Genomic DNA, 19343 nt, shown 5'->3' on the forward strand with positions numbered 1-19343 from the left:
GGTTTGGCGCAGCGACCGCGACATCGCAGACTCTCAGCAACACCGGCTGAGCGTCCAATTGGGAAGATACAAGGGGATGGCGATGCTTGCCGGATCGACCGGCAAGCACATCGCCAGGCGGGCCGGCTAGGGAGCGGCCCGGCGCTCGGCCCGCAAGACAAGCAGCCCAGCTACCATCCTGGCATGAGCGCCCCTGAAGCCACCTCCGAGGAACTGCGCGTCACCTCCAGTGCCGAGATCGCGGCCTATCTGCAGCAGCTGCAGCGCGAGAGCGCTGGCGTGCTGCTGAGCGGCCCCCAGGGCCTGAGCCTGTCCAGCCATATCGTCGCCCTGGACATCGATGCCGACCTCATCGGCCTGGAAATCGCCACCGATCCCCAGGGCATCAGCCAGGCCATGGTGGCCGAGGGCGAGATCACCGCCGTGGCCTACCTCGGCGCCATCAAGCTGCAATTCGAACTCGAAGCCGCGGTCCTCGTGAGCGGCGAACAGGGCACGGTGCTGCGCAGCGCCTTGCCGCAACGGCTCTACCGCTTCCAGCGCCGCCAGTCCTTCCGCGTCCAGCCGGCTGGCAGCGCGTTCCCGCGCGTCGTGCTGCCTGGCGGCGAGGAATTCGGGCATGTGCTGAGGGTGCTGGACATCAGCATCGGCGGCCTGGCCCTGGCCCTGCCGCAGCCATCCCCGCCCCTGCCGCTGGGCCAGGTCAGCGAGGGCCTGGTGCTGGAACTGGACCGCATCAGCGCCCTGCGCGTCTCCCTGCTGCCGCACCACGTCAGCCCCGTGGCCGGCGACGCCAGCGGCATGCAGCAACTGGGCTGCTCCTTTGTCGACCTCGACGCCAACGCCAGCCGATCGCTGCAGGTCTATGTGGACCAGACCCAGAAGCGGCGCCGGCTGCTGAAGCTGGATCCATGACGCGCCGCCCCCGTGGTTTCACCCTGATCGAAGTCGTCTGCGTGATCGCCATCATCGGCATCGTGCTGTCGGTGGCCATTCCGAACTACGCGAGTTATCTGGCCCGCCAGCGCCTGCGCCATGTGGCCGAACTGCTGGAGCTGGACCTGCGTCGCGCCCGCGCCCTCAGCGTGGACGAAAACCGCAACATCTACGTCAGCTTCAACAGCGGCGCCCAGTGGTGCTGGGGTGCCAGCCGCGTCGCGCCCTGCGACTGCGCCAGCGGCACGCCGCGCTGCGAACTCGGCAGCATCAACTACCGCGAGCACAAGGGCACGCTGCTGCAGTCGGGCCAGAGCATCAGCTTCCAGGCCGGCATGGGCCGGGCGCTGGACTGGACGCGCATCGGCATCTCCAACGACAAGAATCAGCAGCTCTACCTGGACCTGAACCCGCTGGGCCGGCCTGCCATCTGCGGAGCAGACGCGCGAAAAGGCAGTTGTTGAGGCGGCAGCCTCAGATCTGCATGTTCATGATCTCGGAGTAGGCCGAGACCAGGCGGTTGCGCACCTGCAGGGTGGCCTGGAAGCCGATCTGCGCCTTCTGCATCGAGACCATGGTCTCTTCCAGGCTGACGGTCGGGTTGTCCAGCTGCACCTCTCGCTGCAGGCGGGCGGCCTCGTTCTGCTGGGCGCTGACGCCCTTGAGCGCCTGGGTCATGGCATCGCCGAAGCTGGCGCCGGTGGTGGCGGCCGGCTTGGGTGCCAGCGGCGTGCCGTTGACCGCCAGGCCTGCGCGGGCGGCAGCCTGGGCAAAGTCGAAGGGGCGCAGCTTCATGTCCATGGGGCAGGACTTTGGCAGCAAGTCACGGCCACGAAGCGCGGAGATGCGCGGGCCGAGTCGGCCACTTCAGCGCTTTCTTGAGGGTGGCGGCACGAATAATTTGCGCATCGCCGGATTCCCCGGCCTCCGCTGTATTCGCCCACCCGATGGACACTGCCCTGAGCGCCTCCGCTGCCGCCGCCCCGGTGATGATCACCCCGGTCGACGCCCAGCCCAATTTCGTGCAGCGCCTGAACGGCCTGCCGCTGCGCAGCAAGCTGACCATGGGCGCCGGCCTGCTGGCCCTGGCCGGCGCCGTGCTGGCCATCACGCTCTGGTCCAGCCAGGGCGACTACCGTCCCCTCTTCTCCGGCCTGGCCGACAAGGACGGCGGCGCCGTCATCGGCCAGCTGTCGGCCCTGCAAGTGCCCTACAGGCACGAGGCTGGCGGCACCATCCTCGTGCCGGCCAACCAGGTCTACGAGCTGCGCATGAAGCTCGCCGCCCTGGGCCTGCCCAAGGGCGGCAACGGCAACGGCGTCGGCTTCGAGCTGATGGACAAGTCCTCCATCGGCCAGACCCAGTTCGCCGAGCGGCTGAACTTCCAGCGCGGCCTGGAGGGCGAGCTGGCCCGCACCATCACCGCCATGTCCGACGTGGCCGACGCCCGCGTGCACCTGGCCATCCCGCAGCAGAACGGCTTCTTCCGCGAGCAGCAGAAGCCCAGCGCCAGCGTCTTCCTGACGCTGCGCGGCGGCCGCACCCTGGACCGCGCCCAGGTCGCCGGCATCGTGCATCTGGTCTCCAACGCCGTGCCCGAACTCAATCCCAAGGCCGTCAGCGTCTCCGACCAGACCGGGGCCCTGATCTCCCAGGCCGGCGCCGACAGCGCCACCGGCCTGGACAGCCAGCAGCTGCAATACAAGCAGCAGGTCGAAGCCGGCTACAACAAGCGCATCTTCGATCTGCTGGAACCGGTCGTCGGCCGTGACAACCTGCGCTCCACCGTCACTGCCGACGTGGACTTCTCGCAGACCGAGGCCACCGCCGAGGAATACCGCCCCAACCAGGGCCCCAACACCCAGGCCGCGGTGCGCTCCAGCCAGAGCAACGAGAGCAACAACGCCAGCAACGCCACGCCCACCGGCGTCCCGGGCGCCGCCACCAACCAGCCGCCCGTGCCGGCCACAGCGCCCGTCAACGGCGCCAGCGCCCCGCTGCAGGCCGCCCAGGGCGGTGCCGGCAACGGCAACAGCCGCCGCGAGCAGGTCACCAACTACGAGCTCGACAAGACGGTGCGCGTCACGCGCGGCTCGGTCGGCAACATCAAGCGCCTGAATGCCGCCATCGTCGTCAACCACCGCTCGGTGACCGACGCCAAGGGCAAGACCACCCAGCAGCCGGTCTCGGCCGAAGAAATCACCCGCCTGACCGACCTCGTCAAGGAAGCCATGGGCTTCAGCGCCGACCGCGGCGACTCCGTCAAGGTCATCAGCGCACCCTTCGTCGTCGACAAGACCGAGCCCACAGACGTGCCGGTGTGGAAGCAGCCCTGGCTGCTGGACATCGCCCGCAGCGCCATCGTGCCGCTGGCCTTCGTCGCCATCGCGCTGATCGCCGTCTTCGGCATGATCCGCCCCGCCATCAAGGCCGCCACTGCCAAGCCGGAGGCCGAAGACAAGCCCGAGGCGGTGGACGAGGTCGTCGACGATGCCGAACTGCTGCCCGGTGCCGATGGCATGCCGCGCCTGGAGGCACCGGTGCACAACGAAAAACTCGACCGCGCCCGGCTGCTGGCCCGCGACAATCCCGTGGCCGTCGCCAATATCGTGCGCGACTGGATGGCGGGCGAAACTGCCGCATAACATGGACCACCCCTACTCGCTTCGCGAGCCCCTCAAGGGGCGCCGCCAATGGCCTGGCAAAGCCAGTTCCATGGCAGCCGCTTGGGAAGGCACTACGCCCTGCGTGAGGCTTGATCATGGATGACAAAGGCATAGAAAACGCCGCAATCCTGTTGATGTCGCTGGGCGAAGAGGAAGCCAGCGAGGTCTTCAAGCATCTGTCGCCCAAGGAAGTGCAGGCGCTCGGCGAGACCATCGCCAAGCTCAAGGTCATCAAGCGCGCCCAGGTCGAGACCGTGCTCGACAAGTTCGACGCCGTCGCCGAGACCCAGAGCACCCTGGTCACCGACACCGACGAATACGTGCGCGCCGTGCTGCGCAAGGCCCTCGGCGAGGACAAGGCCAACCTGCTGCTGGACCGCATCCTGCAGGGCAGCGACGTCTCCTCCATCGAGAGCCTGAAGTGGATGGACGCCGCCAGCGTGGCCGAGCTGCTGCGCAACGAGCACCCGCAGATCATCGCGGCCATCCTGGCCCACCTGGACTTCGACCAGACCAGCTCCGTGCTCAAGCTCTTCACCGAGCGCGGCCGCAACGAGGTGCTGATCCGCATCGCCACGCTGGACGGCATCCAGCCGACGGCGCTGAAGGACCTGAACGAGGTCATGAGCCAGATCCTGGCCGGCGGCGAGCGCATGAAGAAGAGCTCGCTGGGCGGCGCCAAGACGGCCGCGGAAATCATCAACATGATGGGCTCCAGCGTCGAGGCCTCGGTGCTGGACTACATCCGCGAGGCCGACTCCGACCTGGCGCAGAAGATCATGGACAACATGTTCACCTTCGACGATGTGACCAAGATCGACGACAAGGGCGTCCAGGCCATGCTCAAGGAAGTCCAGAGCGAAAGCCTCGTCGTCGCCCTCAAGGGGGCCAGCGCCGAGCTGCGCGAGAAGATCTTCCGCAACATGTCCACCCGCGCGGCCGAGACGCTGCGCGAAGACCTCGAGACCCGTGGCCCGGTGCGCCTGTCCGAGGTCGAGGCCGAGCAGAAGGAAATGCTCAAGATCGTGCGCCGCCTCGTCGACGAAGGCCAGATCGTGCTGGTCGGCGGCGGCGACGACCAGTTCGTCTGAACATGAAGCCCCTCGTCCAAGGCGTACCTTGGCCGGTCCCCCGAGGGGACGGCGATGCTTGCGGCATCCAGCCACAAGCACATCGCCATGGCGGGCCGGCTCGGGAGCGGCCCAGCGCTCGGCCCGAAATGCATCGCTTGGACAACTGACATGGCAACTGGACGTCAGCCCCCGCGGCAAGTGCCGCCACCCGATCGCCGCGAAAGCGATCGCCGCGGCACTTATGCCCGCTTCATTCCCGGCGAGGAACTCCAAGGCGCCAAGGCCTGGAGCATGGACAACCTGGGCAACACGACACCCTCGCCCTTCGCGCCCATGCGCCCGGGCACGCCCCAGCCACCAGCCGCCGCCGCGGCGCCGGTGCAGCCCCCGCCTCCGCCGGAGCCCAGTGCTCAGGAAATGCTGCATGCCGCGCGCCAGAGCGGCTACCAGGACGGCTACCGCGACGGCATGGCCGCGCTGGACGCCTTCAAGCACAGCTTCGCCCAGCAGATGAGCAAGCAGATCGGCGGCCTGGTCACGGGCTTCGACGACGAGATGCGCGCGCTGGAAGACGAGATGGCCGCCGCGGTGGCCCGCATCGCCGTCGAACTGGCCCGCCAGGTCGTGCGCAGCGAGCTCGAACAGCGCCCCGAGCTGATTGCCCGCGTGGCGCATGACGCCGTCGAGGCCCTGCAGCTGTCGGCCCGCCATGTGCGCGTACGCGTCCACCCTGACGACCACGCCCTCGTGCAGGAAGGCGCCGGCAACGAGCTGCAGGCCCGGGAAGCCCAGTTGATTCCCGACCCCGAAGTGCCACGCGGCGGCGTCAAGGTCGACGCCGATGTCGCCAGCGTCGATGCCACCATCGCGACGCGCTGGCAGCAGGCCGTCTCGGCCATCGGCCAGCAGTCGATCTGGGAAGACCGCCGTGGCGCGGACGACGAATGAGCTCCGCTCGAACCGACCGCTGGCAACGCTACCTGGGTGACCTCGAGACGCTGGCCGCCAATGCCGCGCCGCTGGAATGCCAGGGCAAGCTGGTACGCGTCGCCGGCCTGGTGCTGGAAGCCACGGGCATCAAGGTGCCGATGGGTTCGGTCTGCCGCATCCAGATGCCCAGCAGCGGCAACAACCCGCGCCGCGGCTCGGCGCCGGTGAATGCCGAGGTCGTCGGCTTCTCGGGGGACCGCGCCTATCTGATGCCCACCGACGAGGTCCAGGGCCTGTCCAGCGGCGCCTCGGTCGTGCCGCGCCACCTGCCGCCGCTGGCGCCCCAGCTGGGCCAGCCTCTGCATCCCTGGCGCCGCGGCGAGGACCGCGGCCTGCACCTGCCCATGGGCGACGGCCTGCTGGGCCGCGTCGTCGACCCCCACGGCCACCCGCTGGACCGCGGCGGCGAGCTGACCAACATCCATAACGAGCCCATGGTGCGGCGCCCCATCAATGCGATGGATCGCGACCCGGTGCGCACGCCTCTCGATACCGGCGTGCGCGCCATCAACGCCATGCTGACCGTCGGCCGCGGCCAGCGCCTCGGGCTGTTTGCCGGCACCGGCGTCGGCAAGTCGGTGCTGCTGGGCATGATGGCCCGCTACACGCAAGCCGACGTCATCGTCGTCGGACTGATCGGCGAACGCGGCCGCGAGGTCAAGGAATTCATCGAGGACATCCTCGGCGACGAGGGTCGCCAGCGCAGCGTCGTCGTCGCGGCACCCGCTGACGCGCCGCCGCTGATGCGCATGCAGGGCGCCCACTACGCCACCGCGATCGCGGAATATTTCCGCGACCAGGGCCGCCACGTGCTGCTGCTGATGGACTCGCTGACCCGCTACGCCATGGCCCAGCGTGAAATTGCTCTCGCCATCGGCGAGCCGCCGGCCACCAAGGGCTATCCGCCCAGCTGCTTCGCCAAGCTGCCCCAGCTGGTGGAGCGCAGCGGCAACGGCCTGCCGGGTGAGGGATCCATCACGGCCTTCTACACGGTACTGACCGAGGGCGACGATCCCCAGGACCCCATCGCCGATGCGGCGCGCGGCATCCTGGACGGCCACATCGTGCTGTCACGCGAGCTTGCCGAGGCCGGCCACTACCCGGCCATCGACATCGAGCGCTCCATTTCCCGGGTGATGACCAGTGTTGCACCCCAAAACCAGGTCGATTCCGCGCGTCGATTCCGCCAGCTTCTGGCGAAATACAACAAGGCCCGCGACCTGATCCAGCTCGGTGCCTATGCCCCGGGCGCCGACCCCGAGCTGGACCTGGCCGTTCGCCTGCATGCCGACATGACGCGGCTGCTGCAGCAGGACATGCACAGCCCGGCACTTCTTCACGCCAGCGTCAGCCAATTGCAGGCCGTGGTCCAAGGCGCCTAAACCTCCGGGTGGCGCCCGCCGATATCGAATGAGCGCCGGCCCGCGGGTCTGGCGCTGCGCTGGAGAAGTTGAATGAGTGCAAACGCAAAAGACACGCTGGCCCTGCTGCTGGAACGCGCCGAGAACGAGCGCGATGCCGCCGCACAGGCCCTGCATGCCGCCAGCAACCAGGCGCAGGCCGCGCGCGCCCAGCACGGCGAGCTGGCCGGCTATCGCCAGGACTACCAGCAACGCTGGACACAGAGCTTCGCCCAGGCCACGACCATGGACATCGTCGGCTGCTACCAGAGCTTCGGACGGCGCATCGACCAGGCCGTCGACACCCAGGGCCACGTCGCCAATCACGCCGACCAGCGCCAGCAGCGTGCCCGAGAGGCCCTCGGCCAGGCCGAGATGCGCGTCGCCGCGCTGCGCCAGCTGATCGCGCGCCGCCAGGCCGAAGCCGACAAGGTCGCCCAGCGCCGCGAGCAGAGCGCCGCCGACGAATTCGCCGCGCGCGCCCATCTGCGTCGCATGGCCCACGCCTGAGGAGCCGGACACCATGCTCAGCAGCGCCCAATCCGTCACGCCCAAGCCGGCCGCCATGCCGCCGGCCGTCCAGGCGCCTCAGACCGCTCTGCCCGGCTCCGGCAGCGCCGGCGGTCCGAGCTTTGCGCAATTCCTGAACGACCAGCCCCTCCAGCCGCCGGCCCATCCCGACCCCGTGCCCAGCGAGCCTGACACGGCCGCCCAGGCCAAGGCCGCACCGGCCCCGGCGCCCAACACGGCGTCGACGCGCCGCAAGGACGGCAACGCCACTTCGGCCAAGCCGGCCGCACCAGCGCCAGCCCCCGACGCCAAGGACGCCGGCAAGGCCCCTGCCAAGGACGCCAAGGCGACCGAGGCCAGCCAGGACAGCACCGAAACCGACGACGCCAAGGCCGCCGGCGACAAGGACCCGGAGACCTCGGGCCTGAACGAATTCACCCAGCTCATCGGCATGGCCGTGCCGCCGCAGACCACCACGCCCCAGCCCGTCACGCCAGGCCTGCCGGGTGCCGCGGATGCCGCCAACGAGTCCGGCGTCAAGGGTGCTCGGGCTGCCCGCGCCGGCCGTGTCGCGACCGACGAGGCCACCACCGACACCAAGCCCCGCGGCGACGCCGGCGACACCGGCGCTGCCGTGACCAGCGAACAGCAGCGGCCCGCTGACACGCATGCGCGCGCCACCGACGCGCCCCGCGCCAAAGGCATCGAGCTCGCCGCCGACAAGGCCACGGCTGCTCAAGGCGCCGCCAGCGAAGCGCTGAAGACTGCCACGGCCGCGCCCGGCGAAGCCGCTCCGCGCATGGCCGGCTCGGTCGATGCCGCCGCACCCAATTTTTCCGCCCTGCTGGCCCAGGCCATGCCCACCGCGGCGGCGGCGACCGACACCTCTTCGGTGACGGCGACCGGCCAGGTGCATGCCGCCGTGCAGAGCAATGCCTTCGCGTCCGAGCTCGGCGCCCGCGTCAGCCTGCTGGCGGTTGACGGCGTGCAGCAGGCCGAGCTGCAGCTCAACCCGGCCGACATGGGCCCAGTGGCCGTGCAGATCGTCGTCGACGGCTCGCAGGCCCAGGTGTCCTTCCACGCCGCCCAGGCTGACACCCGCCAGGCCCTGGAGCAAAGCCTGCCCGACCTGGCCGCGGCGCTGCAGAGCCAAGGCCTGACGCTGTCCGGTGGCGGTGTGTTCCAGCAGGCCCAGCAAGGTTCCAAGGGTGGCGAGGCGGAAGCCGGCAACGGCTCCGACGGCCGCGGTTCGCGCACAAATACCGGTGGCGGGCGCGTCGCCGCCAGCGCCACGGCAGCTCCCATTCGCCGCAGCGTCGGCCTGCTCGACACATTTGCCTGAAGCTGTAGCGGAAATAGCCACGCCTCACTCAAGCTAATCGACGCTTGGCCGGCGGGTCCGAGGTCAATAATCGAGCGCATGGGCCCATTGCCCGCAGTGGGCAAGGCCCGTTCAAGGAGTTCACATGGCGACTGCGCCGGCTGCCGAAGCCGCTGCACCCAAGGGGGGCGGCAGCAAGAAGCTCATCATCATCATTGCCGCCGTGCTCGTGCTGGTGCTGGTGGGCGGTGGCGCGGCCGTCATGTTGCTGAAGAAGAAGCCGCCCGCCGAAGATGGCGAGGACGGCGCCGAGACCACCGAGGCCCCGGCCAAGGCCAAGGCCCACGCCAAGAGCGACCACCCGCCCACCTTCGTGCCGCTGGACCCCTTCACGGTCAACCTGGCCGACAAGGACGTGGACCGTTTCGCCCAGGTCGGCGTGACGCTGCAGGTCGACGACCCCAAGTTCGCCGACCAGATCAAGGCCTACATGCCCGCCATCCGCAGCAATGTGCTGATGGTGCTGGCGCACAAGACGGCCGCCGAGTTGCTGACCCGCGAGGGCAAGGAAAAGCTCGCCAAGGACATCATGCGCGAGTCGGTGCGCCCCATGGGCATCGAGCTTGATGACGAAGAGGACGACCCCGCGGCCGCCAGCGACGCACCCAAGAAAAAGAAGAAGAAAAAGGCCCACGTGGAAAGCCCCGTGTCGCAGGTCCTGTTCTCCAACTTCATCGTGCAGTAAGCCGGATCGGCCATGAATCAGCAGATCCTTTCCCAAGACGAAGTCGATGCACTGCTCCAGGGCATCACCGGCGAGAGCCAGAAGCTCGAGGCCGAAGAGGAGCAGGTAGGCGGCATACGCGAGTACAACCTCGCCAGCCAGGAACGCATCGTTCGTGGGCGCATGCCCACGATGGAAATCATCAACGAGCGGTTCGCGCGCAATATCCGCGTCGGCCTGTTCAACTTCATCCGCAAGAGCCCGGAAGTCGCCATCGGCGGCATCAAGGTGCAGAAGTACAGCGCCTTCCTGCGCGAGATCGTCGTCCCGACCAACTTCAACATCGTCTCGGTCAAGCCGCTGCGCGGCAGCGGGCTGATCGTCTGCGACCCGACGCTGGTGTTCGCCGTCATCGACTCCCTGTTCGGCGGCATCGGCAAGTTCCACGCCCGCATCGAGGGCCGTGACTTCTCGCCCACCGAGCAGCGCGTCATCACCCGCATCGTCGAGGTCATCCTCGCCGAATACCACAAGGCCTGGAAGGGCATCTATCCGCTCGAGCTGGAATACCAGCGTTCGGAGATGCAGCCCCAGTTCGCCACCATCGCCACGCCCAGCGAGATCGTCGTGTCGACGTCCTTCACGCTGGAGATCGGCGAGACCAGCGGCACCATCTATTTCTGCATTCCCTACTCGACGCTGGAGCCCATCCGCGACGTGCTGTATTCCACGACCGTCGGCGACTCCTCCGAGCCCGACCGGCGCTGGATCAACCTCCTGAAGACGCAGATCCAGGCCGCCGAGGTGGAACTGGTGGCCGAGCTGGGCACCGCGCCGGCCACGGTGGAGCAGCTGCTGGCCTTCAAGCCGGGCGACTTCATCGAGCTGGACCTGGAACCCCAGATCCAGACCAAGGTGGACGGGGTGCCCGTCTTCGACTGCCACTACGGCACGTCCAATGGTCGCTACGCCCTGAAGATCGACAAGATGCTGACTGGCTCCCAGGAGAGCTGGTTGGGAGCCAAACATGAGTCCTGATTCACCCAGCCAAGAAGAACAAGACGCGATGGCGGCCGAATGGGCCGCGGCGCTGGCCGAGGCCGCGCCCGCCCCATCCGTCGCGACCGAAGTCGTCGCCGAGGTGCCGGAGCAGGTCTCCACGCCCAGCTTCGCCAACTTCACGCCGACCACCGGCGCGGGTCCGGGCAACGACATCAACATGATCCTGGACATCCCCGTCCAGCTGACGGTGGAACTCGGCCGCACCCGCATCCCGATCAAGAACATCCTGCAACTTGCCCAGGGCTCGGTCGTGGAACTGGACGCCCTGGCCGGCGAACCCATGGACGTGCTGGTCAACGGCTATCTGATCGCCCAGGGCGAAGTGGTGGTCGTGAATGACAAGTTCGGTATCCGGCTGACGGACATCGTCACGCCGTCGGAGCGCATGCGCCGCCTCTCAAAGGCTGCCTGAACCGGCGCCGCTGGCGCAGTCTTTGGACAACCAAGGGTTTGCCGGGCCATTTAGGGGGTTCGGCAGCTCAAGTCCGTCCGCAGAATGCCGAGGCATGAATGCTTCCGGCCTGCTCCCCTTTCTGTGGTTCCTCGCCATCGTCGCGCTGATCCCGGTCGCGCTGTGGCTGCTCAAGCGCACGCCCCTGGGCGGCGCGGCGGCGGCCGGCGTGCTGCGCGTCGTGGCCCAGCTGCCCACGGCCCCCAACCAACGCCTCCTCGTCGTCGAGGTCGGCCAGGGCGAGGACCGCCGCTGGCTGGTGCTGGGCGCCACCGCCCAGAACATCACGACGCTGCATGTGATGCCGCCGCAGGCCGAGCCCGTGGCAGCTGCAAGCTTTGCCAAGCTGCTGAGCAAGGAGCGCCAAGATGCGTCTTAAGCCCCTGCTTGGCGCCACGTTGCTGCTCGCTGCCGGCGCCGCCTTCGCCCAGCAGAACCAGACCCCGCCAGCCTCCCTGCCCCTGCTGATCGGCCAGGGCGCGGGCGGCAGCTATTCGGTGCCCATCCAGACCCTGCTGTTCTTCACGGCCCTGGGTTTCCTGCCTGCGGTCATCCTGATGATGACGGCCTTCACGCGCATCGCCATCGTGCTGAGCCTGATGCGCCAGGCCCTGGGCACGCAATCGGCGCCGCCCAACCAGGTCATCGTCGGCCTGTCGCTGTTCCTGACCTTCTTCGTCATGAGCCCGACGCTGGACAAGGTCTATGCCGACGCCTGGCAGCCCTACAGCGCCGGCACCATCCAGTTCGACGAGGCCCTGAAGCGCGCCGAAGTGCCGATGCGCGGCTTCATGCTCAAGCAGACCCGCCAGGCCGACGTGGCCCTGTTCTCGCGCCTGGCCAAGCTGGACGCCAGCGTCAAGCCCGAGGAAGTGCCTTTCAAGGTGCTGGTGCCGGCCTTCGTGACCAGCGAGCTGAAAAGCGCCTTCCAGATCGCCTTCCTGATCTTCATCCCCTTCCTCGTCATCGACATGATCGTGGCGAGCGTGCTGATGAGCCTGGGCATGATGATGCTGTCGCCCGTGCTCGTCGCCCTGCCCTTCAAGCTGATGCTGTTCGTATTGGCTGATGGCTGGAATCTTCTTCTTGGCTCTCTCGCAGCCAGCTTTGTGACTTGATCAGTTGGGGACAGAGCAGCCGGCGAGTACGCCGTCAGGTCCGTCCCGCAAAGAAAACAACCCATGGACGCCCAACAAGTCTTCACCTTCGGCCAGCAAGGCCTCTACATGATGATGCTGGTGGCCGCACCCATCCTCATCGTCGTGCTGCTGGTCGGCGTCGTCATCAGCGTGATCCAGGCAGCCACGCAGATCAACGAGGCGACGCTGTCCTTCGTGCCCAAGGTCGTCGCCGCCATCCTGACCCTCGCCATCGCCGGGCCTTGGATGATGACGACGCTGGTGGAGTACATCCAGCGCACGCTGATGACGATTCCTCAGGTTGTCGGCTGAATGTTCTCGGTCACCGAAGCCCAGCTGCTGGCGTGGTTGAACCCGCTGCTCTGGCCCTTCATCCGCACGCTGGCCCTGTTCGCCGGTATGCCGACCTTCAGCCAGCGCAACGTGCCGCTGCGGCTGCGCATCGGCCTGTCCCTCTTCATCGCCGTGGCGGCCCAGCCCTCGCTGCCGGAGATGCCGGTCACGCCGCTCGACTCCCTGCCCGGCCTGACCCTGCTGGTGGCCCAGCAGCTGCTGATCGGCTTGGCCATGGGCTTCGCGGTGCGCATCGTGTTCGCGGCGCTGGAATTCGCCGGTGAAGTCATCGGCCTGCAGATGGGCCTGAATTTCGCCGGCTTCTTCGACCCCGGCACCGGCGCCCAGGGCACGGCCAGCGCGCGCTTCTTCGGCAGCATGGTGGCCTTCCTCTTCATCGCCATCAACGGCCACCTGCTGCTGATCAATGCGCTGATCCAGAGCTTCCACTCCTTTCCGGTCGGCACCGAGCCCTTCGCCTTCCTGCGCGTGGCGATGCCCCAGCAGTGGGGGGCCGAGATCTTCAGCATCGGCCTGTGGATCGCGCTGCCGCTGATCACGATGCTGATGTTCGTCAACCTCGTGCTCGGCGTGATCTCGCGCGTCGCGCCCCAGATCGGCGTCTTTTCCGTCGGCTTCCCGCTGACCATCAGCATCGGCCTGATCGGCATGGTGGCCACACTGCCGCTGATGCAGACGCCTTTTACCGTGGCGCTGGAGAGGTTGCTGGCGGCGTTCAGCTAGCGGCCTGCTGATGCGGGGATCAGCTGGCGTTCGGCTCCGCCAGCGAAGGCGAACGTGGCCGCGGCTGCTGCGCCGCCTTTCCTCGCGAGGACTTCCCGAAGCTACCGGGGGGCTGAAAGCTTGCCGATGATGGCTTCGAAGAGGAGATTGCTCGCGGCCAGAATATCCTTGCGCGCGAGCCCGTGGTTCACCAGCGATAGCGCGCCCTGGGAGGCCGCCCAGACGACCCGCGCGGTGGCATCAACCGGCCCTTGCAGTCGACCCATGTCTACAAGCCTCTGGACACGGGACTGCATGAGCGCATAGGCATCGGCGACCAGCGCTGGCTCAGCGCGAACATGGTGTGCCAGCAGCGCATACAGCGCCGGACGCTTGAGCGCGAATTCAAGCGCGACATCCCATCCCTCACGCAACTGGTCCAGAAGGTCTGCCGACGCCGGTGACTGCAGCTTGCGTCGCATGAAATCGGACATCCCGCGGCGGATCAGAGCCCGCTCCATGCCGTCCTTGTCGCCGAAGTGGTGATAGAGCGTGGGCGCCTTGATGCCCGCAGCTTCGCAAACCGCGCGGGTCGTCAGTGCCCCAGGACCTTGCGCCTCAAGCAGCGCAGCAGCCGCGTCAAGAATCACCGTTTCGGTATCCATCCATGTCCTCGATCGCCCCATCGCTTGACGAGGACTATATCAACGATATACATTCCATATATCACTGATATACGGAGGTGCTCGATGTCTGTCACATGCCTTGTTACGGGCGGTTCTGGCTTCGTCGGCGGCAGGCTCATTGAGCGGCTTGTTGCGAAGGGGTGGAAAGTCAGGGCGCTTGCGCGCAGCGACGAAGCCGCGCGAATTGTAGGCAGCAGGGGTGCGCAACCCATGCGGGGTTCGCTCGACGACATCGCTGCGCTGACCCATGCCGCGATGGGCTGTGACGTGGTGTTCCACGTTGCGGCTCACTTCAAGCTATGGGGTGACCCAACCGAGTTCGAACGCACCAACGTTGACGGCACGTCTCGTCTGCTGAAGGCCGCAGCAACCGCGTCCGTCGGGCGCTTCATTCAGCTGGGTGCGGCTGCCGTCGTGATGGGCGACATGGAGCCCATGCTGAGGGTCAACGAAACACTGCCTCTGCAGGAGCGCTCCTGGGCGCCCTATAGCGCTTCAAAGGCGCGCAGCGAGGCATTGGTGATGAGCAGCAACAAGCCTGGCGTGTTCGAGACTGTCGTGGTGCGGCCGCCGATGATCTGGGGGGCGGGCATGCCGACACTGGATCACATGGTTGAAACGGTCAAGGCGGGCCAATTCCGCTGGGTCGGCGACGGGTCGCAGGCCATGTCGACGGCGCACGTGGACAACGTGTGCCAGGCCCTCGAACTGGCCGCGATCAAGGGCAAAGCGGGCGAGGCCTACTTCGTCAGCGACGACCAGGACAGCACGCTCAAGCAAGTGATTTCTGGATTGCTGGAAACGCGATCCATCAAGCCACCGCGTGCGTCTGCACCACTCCCCGTCGCTTGGGTGATGGCCAGCGTCATGGAGTGGGCATGGCGGACGTTCTCCCGCAAAGGCGAGCCCCCGATCACGCGGCAGATGCTCCGCCTCATCGGCCAACCTTTCACCTTGGACATCCGGAAGGCGCAACGCGAACTGGGCTACCGGCCTGAGGTGACGCGCGACCAGGGGCTGCGGTCCATGGTGACCGTCTGAGGTTGCTCTCCCTCCATGAGCCCGCCTGCATGGGGTGACATGGGCTCGACCTGAGCCGGCAGCCGCTCCGAGCGACGACGCCTTGCCCCCGCTCTCCCAACCGGAACCATTCATGCGCAAACTGCTCGCACTGACTGCCATCACCCTGCTCTTCGCGGGCCACCCTGTCCATGCGGCTGACGAAGCCCAGTCGCCGCTCGGCTTGTGGCGAACGATGGACGACAACACAGGCAAGCCGCGAGGCATCGTGCGCGTCTACGAGCAAGACGGGCGTTACTTCGCGCGCATCGAGCGCAGCCTCACACCGGGCGAAGAAGGACGCAAGTGCACGGCTTGCACCGATGAACGCAAGGACCAGCCCTTCATTGGCCTCGTGCTGATGCGCAATGTGAAGCTTGAGAAGGGCGAGTATTCCGGCGGCGACATCCTGGATCCCGACACCGGCTCCGTGTACCGATGCAACTTCAAGCTCGAAGACGGTGGCAAGACGCTGGTCGTCCGTGGCTTCATGGGCGTGTCCCTCTTCGGCAGGAGCCAGAAGTGGCTGCGCGAGGCGGGCTGATCGGGTCGGCGCTGGCCGGCATGGCGACGCTGCTGGGATTGCTGGGCTGCGCGACTCGCCACGACGGGCCGGCCACCGATCACTTCGACGGCCGTCATTTCCGCAATGCCGAAGCTCCGCCTGACGGCGCTTTCTGGGGCTTCCTGCGCTGGCAGCTCTTCGAGAAAGCAGCACCCTGGCCGCAGAGTGTGCGCACCCCTCAGGACCTTCCCCCCAGCCGCGTCGATGGCACCGAGATGCGCGTGTCCTATGTCGGCCATGCCACGGTCCTGATCCAGGTGGCAGGGGTCAACATCTTGACCGATCCTGTGTGGTCGCAGAGGGCGTCGCCCGTACCGTTCGCCGGCCCCAAGCGCGTGTCCCCACCAGGGGTCGCTTTCGAGAATCTGCCGCCGATAGACGTGGTGCTCGTATCTCACAATCACTATGACCATCTGGACGTCGACACCCTGGCCCGTCTATGGAAACGCGACCGACCGCTGATCGTCGCGCCGCTCGGGAACCTCGCCACGATGCGGACCATGGACAAGAAGCTCCAGGCGGTCGAGCTTGACTGGGGCGATTCGGTCGGCAAGGGACCCATCCGCGTGACCGCGGAGCCGCTGCAGCATTGGTCAGCGCGCGGGGCGATGGACCAGAATCTTTCGCTCTGGGCGGCGTTCGTTCTGGAAACGCCGGCCGGATCTGTCTACTTCGCGGGCGACACTGGCTACGGAAACGGTGAGCATTTCAAGATCGCGGCCCGCCGACATGGCCCCTTTCGGCTGGCGATCTTGCCCATTGGGGGCTATGAGCCTCGGTGGTTCGTGGGGTATGCACACATGAATCCTGAGGAGGCGGTGCAAGCCGCCCTCGACCTGCAGGCGAACAACGTCATGGGGCATCACTGGGCGACCTTCCGCTTGACGAACGAACCCCTTGAGGATCCGGGCCGGCGGTTCACAGACGCAGCGCATCGAGCAGGGTTGCGGCCGCACCGCTTCCAGGCGATGCGCCCTGGCCACGTCTGGCAGGTGCCGGATGATCAACGCGACCGCCAAGGAAGTTCGTGACTTGCCGATCACACCGGACAAAAGTGCTCGCGAGATTCTCTTTCGGCGTTGCTCGCGCCTCGCGCTGGAGCGCCGGCAAGCAACCGGCCCGCTGTCGGCGAGGGCTGCCAACCAAGCAGCCTGCCGCCGACTCCCCCAATGCAGACTCAGGCCTCGCGCAGCGCGGTCGTCACCGGCAGCGATGCCGCCCGCACCGCCGGGAACAGCCCGCCGACAAAGCCGATGGCCAGGGCCCATTTGATGCCCTCCCACAGCAGCTGAGGCGACACCGCCAGGTTGAAACTGAGCTTGCCGACCGAGCCGGCCGCCATCGTCGAGGCCTCGTAGCCGTTGAAGATCAGCCAGGCGATGCCGCCGCCGATGAGGCCCCCGACCAGGGCCAGCAGCGTCGTCTCCAGCATCACTGCGACGACGACGGGCAGGCCGCGGAAGCCGATGGCGCGCAGCGTCGCGATCTCGCGGGCGCGCGCCGCCACGGCCGCGAACATGGTGTTCAGCGCGCCGAAGACGGCGCCGACGGCCATGATGGAGCCGACCACGATGCCGATGATGCGCAACACCTTGGTCATCTGCTCGCTCTGCTTGGCGAAGAAGTCCAGCGTCGTGCTGGCCTTGACCTTGAGCTGCGGGTTGGCCTCGAGCGCATCGCCGAAGGCCTTGATGGCCGCCGGGTTCTCGAGCTTGACCGTCGCCGAGTTGCGGCCGCTGCCGCGCTTGTAGCTGTCGTTGACGACATTGGCATCGGCCCATAGCTCCGACTCCATCGCGTCGCCCGAGGCGAAGATGCCGACGATGGTCCAGGGCTGGTTGCCCAGCTTCAGCGTGGCACCGACCTTGAGCCCCGCGAACTGCCGCACCGCGCCCTTGCCGACGACGATCTCGCGCAGGCCCGGCTGGAAGATGCGGCCCTCGATGATCTTGGCATTGGGCCGCACTGCGAAGGCCGCCTCGCTGATGCCGCGCACCTGGGCGCTGCCCGACTCGTCGGCCTTGCCGCCCTTGATGGGCAGGTTGGCCGCCACCACGGTCTCGGCCGAGAGGATCGGTTCGCCCTTGGCGTTGCGGGCCACGCCCGGGGCCTGCTCGATCTGCACGATGTCCTCGCGGCTCAGCGAGGACGAGACCTCGTTGGCCGAGGCGCCGCGCATGACGATGGCCGTGTCCAGGCTGCCCGAGTTGCGCAGCGTCTGGCCATAGCCCTCGGCCATGGCCAGCAGGGCCACCAGCACGCCCACGACGCCGGCGATGCCGACGACGATGACGGCCGACGAACCCAGGCGCTGGGTCAGCGTGCTGATGCCCACCGACGCGACCGAACGGGTTTGCATGCCGGTGCGGAACAGGAACATCCACAGCGCCAGCAGCACGGCCAGCGCCAGGGCGCCGAACCAAGGCATGGCCACCCAGGCCACCAGCATGACGATGGTCAGAAGGACGAGGCCCAAATTTTTCAGGAATTTCATGTCATGCCCTCCCGGCGAGTGCATCGGTGATGTTGACGCGCATCGCTCTCAGGCCTGGCAGTGCGCCCACCGCCAGGCCGAAGAACAGGGCCAGGCCGATGCCGGTGATCCAGCTCGCGGCGCCCGCCGCCGGCAGATTGAGCGCGCCACCACTGCCGGCGCTCACGGCGGGGCCGATGACGCTGGCCAGCAGCAAGCCCACCGCACCACCCAGCAGCAACAGCAGCACCGACTCCGCCAGCACCATGGACAGCACACTCTCGCCCGAGAAGCCCAGGGTCTTGAGCACCGCAATCTCGCCGGTGCGCTCGCGCACGGCCTGCATCATGGTGTTGCCGGCCAGCAGCAGCAGCGTGAAGAACACCGCGCCCATGATGGAGGTGACGATGAGGTTGATGTCGGCCACCTGCTTCATCCAGCTGGACATGGCCGCCGCCTCGGTCTGGGTGCGGGTCTCGTGGTCGGAGTTGGCCGAGATCTCGTCGATGGCCTTGAGCACACGGTCGGCCTGGTTGACGTCCTTGACACGCGTCACATACCAGCCCACCTGCCCCTGGTTCCAGGGCGTCGTGTCGTCGAAGTATTTCCAGTTCAGCAAGAACATCTGGTCGTACCAGGCGCCGGACTTCTTGTCGGCCACATGGATGAGGCCGACGATCTTGAACGGCCAGTTCTGGCTGCCGTTCTTGTCCGGGAAGATGGTCGACTGCATGGGCACCTGGTCGCCGACCTTCCAGCCGAACTTGCGCGCCAGGCCCTCGCCGACGATGGCCCCATCCTTGGTCTCGGCGAAGGCCTTGCGTTGCTCGGCCGAGACTTCCATCTCCGGATAGACGTCCAGGTAGTTGGGCGACACGGCGAAGCTGAAGACCTGGTTCTCGGGCTTCTGGTAGGCGCCGCCGAACCAGTTGGCGAAGGCCACGTCCTTGACGCCGTCGATCTGCGAGATGCGACCCTGCAGCGACATCGGCAGCAGCTGGATGAAGCTGAGCTTGGAGCCCGTCTGCAGGCGTTGGGCACCGTTGGCGCTCTTGCCGGCCTGGTCGAAGCCGACACGCACCGCGTCCAGCAGACCGAACAGCAGGAAGGCCGTGATGATGGACACCAGGGTCAGGAAGGTCCGCCCCTTGCGCCTGAACAGCGCGGCCCAGATCAGGTGGAGGTATTTCATGCCAGCCTCCGCAGAGCCGCCTCAAGGAGGCTGGACGCCC

22 protein-coding genes are annotated in these 19343 nt (G+C 67.3%); 18 read left to right on the forward strand and 4 right to left on the reverse strand.

What is annotated here, in order from left to right; genetic code table 11:
* Positions 1–183: 183 nt before the first annotated feature.
* Entirely contained in the window at positions 184–915 is a 732-nt protein-coding gene (locus AC3WOE_RS08655; RefSeq protein ID WP_492689746.1) for a flagellar brake protein, read from the forward strand.
* The gene (locus AC3WOE_RS08660) at positions 912–1400 is read left to right on the forward strand and encodes a pilus assembly FimT family protein (protein ID WP_492689747.1); all 489 of its coding nucleotides are present in this window, start codon (positions 912–914) and stop codon (positions 1398–1400) included. The genes AC3WOE_RS08655 and AC3WOE_RS08660 overlap by 4 nt, the downstream gene beginning before the upstream one ends.
* 10 nt (positions 1401–1410) lie before the next feature.
* Here the strand turns inward: AC3WOE_RS08660 and fliE are convergent, their stop codons facing one another.
* The gene (fliE, locus tag AC3WOE_RS08665; protein ID WP_492689749.1) at positions 1411–1737 is read right to left on the reverse strand and encodes a flagellar hook-basal body complex protein FliE; all 327 of its coding nucleotides are present in this window, start codon (positions 1735–1737) and stop codon (positions 1411–1413) included.
* Between the two features lie 146 nt (positions 1738–1883).
* On the opposite strand from fliE, the gene fliF reads away from it, so the two are divergent.
* From fliF to fliR, 13 genes are all read left to right on the forward strand, one after another.
* Positions 1884–3581 (forward strand): flagellar basal-body MS-ring/collar protein FliF, encoded by a 1698-nt coding sequence (gene fliF / locus AC3WOE_RS08670; protein ID WP_492689751.1) that lies wholly within the window; start codon positions 1884–1886, stop codon positions 3579–3581.
* Between the two features lie 116 nt (positions 3582–3697).
* The gene (fliG, locus tag AC3WOE_RS08675; protein ID WP_492689753.1) at positions 3698–4693 is read left to right on the forward strand and encodes a flagellar motor switch protein FliG; all 996 of its coding nucleotides are present in this window, start codon (positions 3698–3700) and stop codon (positions 4691–4693) included.
* 150 nt (positions 4694–4843) lie between these two features.
* Positions 4844–5623: a FliH/SctL family protein gene (locus tag AC3WOE_RS08680; RefSeq protein WP_492689755.1), complete on the forward strand. Its 780-nt coding sequence runs from the start codon at positions 4844–4846 to the stop codon at positions 5621–5623.
* Positions 5620–7047, forward strand: a complete 1428-nt coding sequence (fliI, locus tag AC3WOE_RS08685; RefSeq protein WP_492689757.1) for a flagellar protein export ATPase FliI — start codon at positions 5620–5622, stop codon at positions 7045–7047. Before AC3WOE_RS08680 ends, fliI begins: the two co-directional genes overlap by 4 nt.
* Positions 7048–7119: 72 nt before the next feature.
* Positions 7120–7575: a flagellar export protein FliJ gene (gene fliJ / locus AC3WOE_RS08690; protein ID WP_492689758.1), complete on the forward strand. Its 456-nt coding sequence runs from the start codon at positions 7120–7122 to the stop codon at positions 7573–7575.
* A 13-nt stretch (positions 7576–7588) separates the two neighbouring features.
* A complete protein-coding gene (locus AC3WOE_RS08695) occupies positions 7589–8917 on the forward strand; it encodes a flagellar hook-length control protein FliK (RefSeq protein ID WP_492689759.1) in 1329 nt (442 codons plus the stop codon).
* Positions 8918–9041: 124 nt separating this feature from the next.
* Positions 9042–9641: a flagellar basal body-associated FliL family protein gene (locus AC3WOE_RS08700; protein WP_492689761.1), complete on the forward strand. Its 600-nt coding sequence runs from the start codon at positions 9042–9044 to the stop codon at positions 9639–9641.
* 12 nt (positions 9642–9653) lie between these two features.
* On the forward strand, positions 9654–10658 hold the full coding sequence (gene fliM / locus AC3WOE_RS08705) for a flagellar motor switch protein FliM (protein WP_492689762.1): 1005 nt from the start codon (positions 9654–9656) through the stop codon (positions 10656–10658).
* Positions 10648–11094, forward strand: a complete 447-nt coding sequence (gene fliN, locus AC3WOE_RS08710) for a flagellar motor switch protein FliN (protein WP_492689765.1) — start codon at positions 10648–10650, stop codon at positions 11092–11094. The genes fliM and fliN overlap by 11 nt, the downstream gene beginning before the upstream one ends.
* Positions 11095–11188: 94 nt before the next feature.
* Complete coding sequence (locus AC3WOE_RS08715; RefSeq protein WP_492689766.1) at positions 11189–11512, forward strand: FliO/MopB family protein; 324 nt, start codon at positions 11189–11191, stop codon at positions 11510–11512.
* Positions 11502–12251, forward strand: coding sequence for a flagellar type III secretion system pore protein FliP (gene fliP / locus AC3WOE_RS08720; RefSeq protein WP_492689767.1), 750 nt, complete (start codon positions 11502–11504; stop codon positions 12249–12251). Before AC3WOE_RS08715 ends, fliP begins: the two co-directional genes overlap by 11 nt.
* Positions 12252–12314: 63 nt before the next feature.
* Positions 12315–12584, forward strand: coding sequence for a flagellar biosynthesis protein FliQ (gene fliQ, locus AC3WOE_RS08725; RefSeq protein ID WP_492689768.1), 270 nt, complete (start codon positions 12315–12317; stop codon positions 12582–12584).
* Positions 12585–13349: a flagellar biosynthetic protein FliR gene (gene fliR, locus AC3WOE_RS08730; protein WP_492689769.1), complete on the forward strand. Its 765-nt coding sequence runs from the start codon at positions 12585–12587 to the stop codon at positions 13347–13349.
* A 101-nt stretch (positions 13350–13450) separates the two neighbouring features.
* On the opposite strand, the gene AC3WOE_RS08735 is transcribed toward fliR, so the two are convergent.
* Positions 13451–13993, reverse strand: coding sequence for a TetR/AcrR family transcriptional regulator (locus AC3WOE_RS08735; protein ID WP_492689771.1), 543 nt, complete (start codon positions 13991–13993; stop codon positions 13451–13453).
* 84 nt (positions 13994–14077) lie between these two features.
* Here AC3WOE_RS08735 and AC3WOE_RS08740 point away from each other — a divergent pair, with 84 nt between their 5' ends.
* From AC3WOE_RS08740 to AC3WOE_RS08750, 3 genes are all read left to right on the forward strand, one after another.
* Positions 14078–15055 carry an NAD-dependent epimerase/dehydratase family protein gene (locus tag AC3WOE_RS08740; protein ID WP_492689772.1) on the forward strand — a complete coding sequence of 326 codons (978 nt, stop codon included), beginning with the start codon at positions 14078–14080 and terminating at the stop codon, positions 15053–15055.
* 112 nt (positions 15056–15167) lie between these two features.
* Positions 15168–15617, forward strand: a complete 450-nt coding sequence (locus tag AC3WOE_RS08745) for a DUF2147 domain-containing protein (protein WP_492689774.1) — start codon at positions 15168–15170, stop codon at positions 15615–15617.
* Positions 15596–16669 (forward strand): MBL fold metallo-hydrolase, encoded by a 1074-nt coding sequence (locus AC3WOE_RS08750; RefSeq protein WP_492689775.1) that lies wholly within the window; start codon positions 15596–15598, stop codon positions 16667–16669. The genes AC3WOE_RS08745 and AC3WOE_RS08750 overlap by 22 nt, the downstream gene beginning before the upstream one ends.
* A gap of 146 nt (positions 16670–16815) precedes the next feature.
* Here AC3WOE_RS08750 and AC3WOE_RS08755 read toward each other — a convergent pair whose 3' ends face one another.
* Both AC3WOE_RS08755 and AC3WOE_RS08760 read right to left on the reverse strand, forming a co-directional pair.
* On the reverse strand, positions 16816–18132 hold the full coding sequence (locus AC3WOE_RS08755) for an ABC transporter permease (RefSeq protein WP_492689777.1): 1317 nt from the start codon (positions 18130–18132) through the stop codon (positions 16816–16818).
* A 1-nt stretch (position 18133) separates the two neighbouring features.
* Complete coding sequence (locus AC3WOE_RS08760; RefSeq protein WP_492689779.1) at positions 18134–19303, reverse strand: ABC transporter permease; 1170 nt, start codon at positions 19301–19303, stop codon at positions 18134–18136.
* Positions 19304–19343 lie beyond the last annotated feature (40 nt).

The organism is Roseateles sp. FW305-36 (assembly GCF_058787015.1).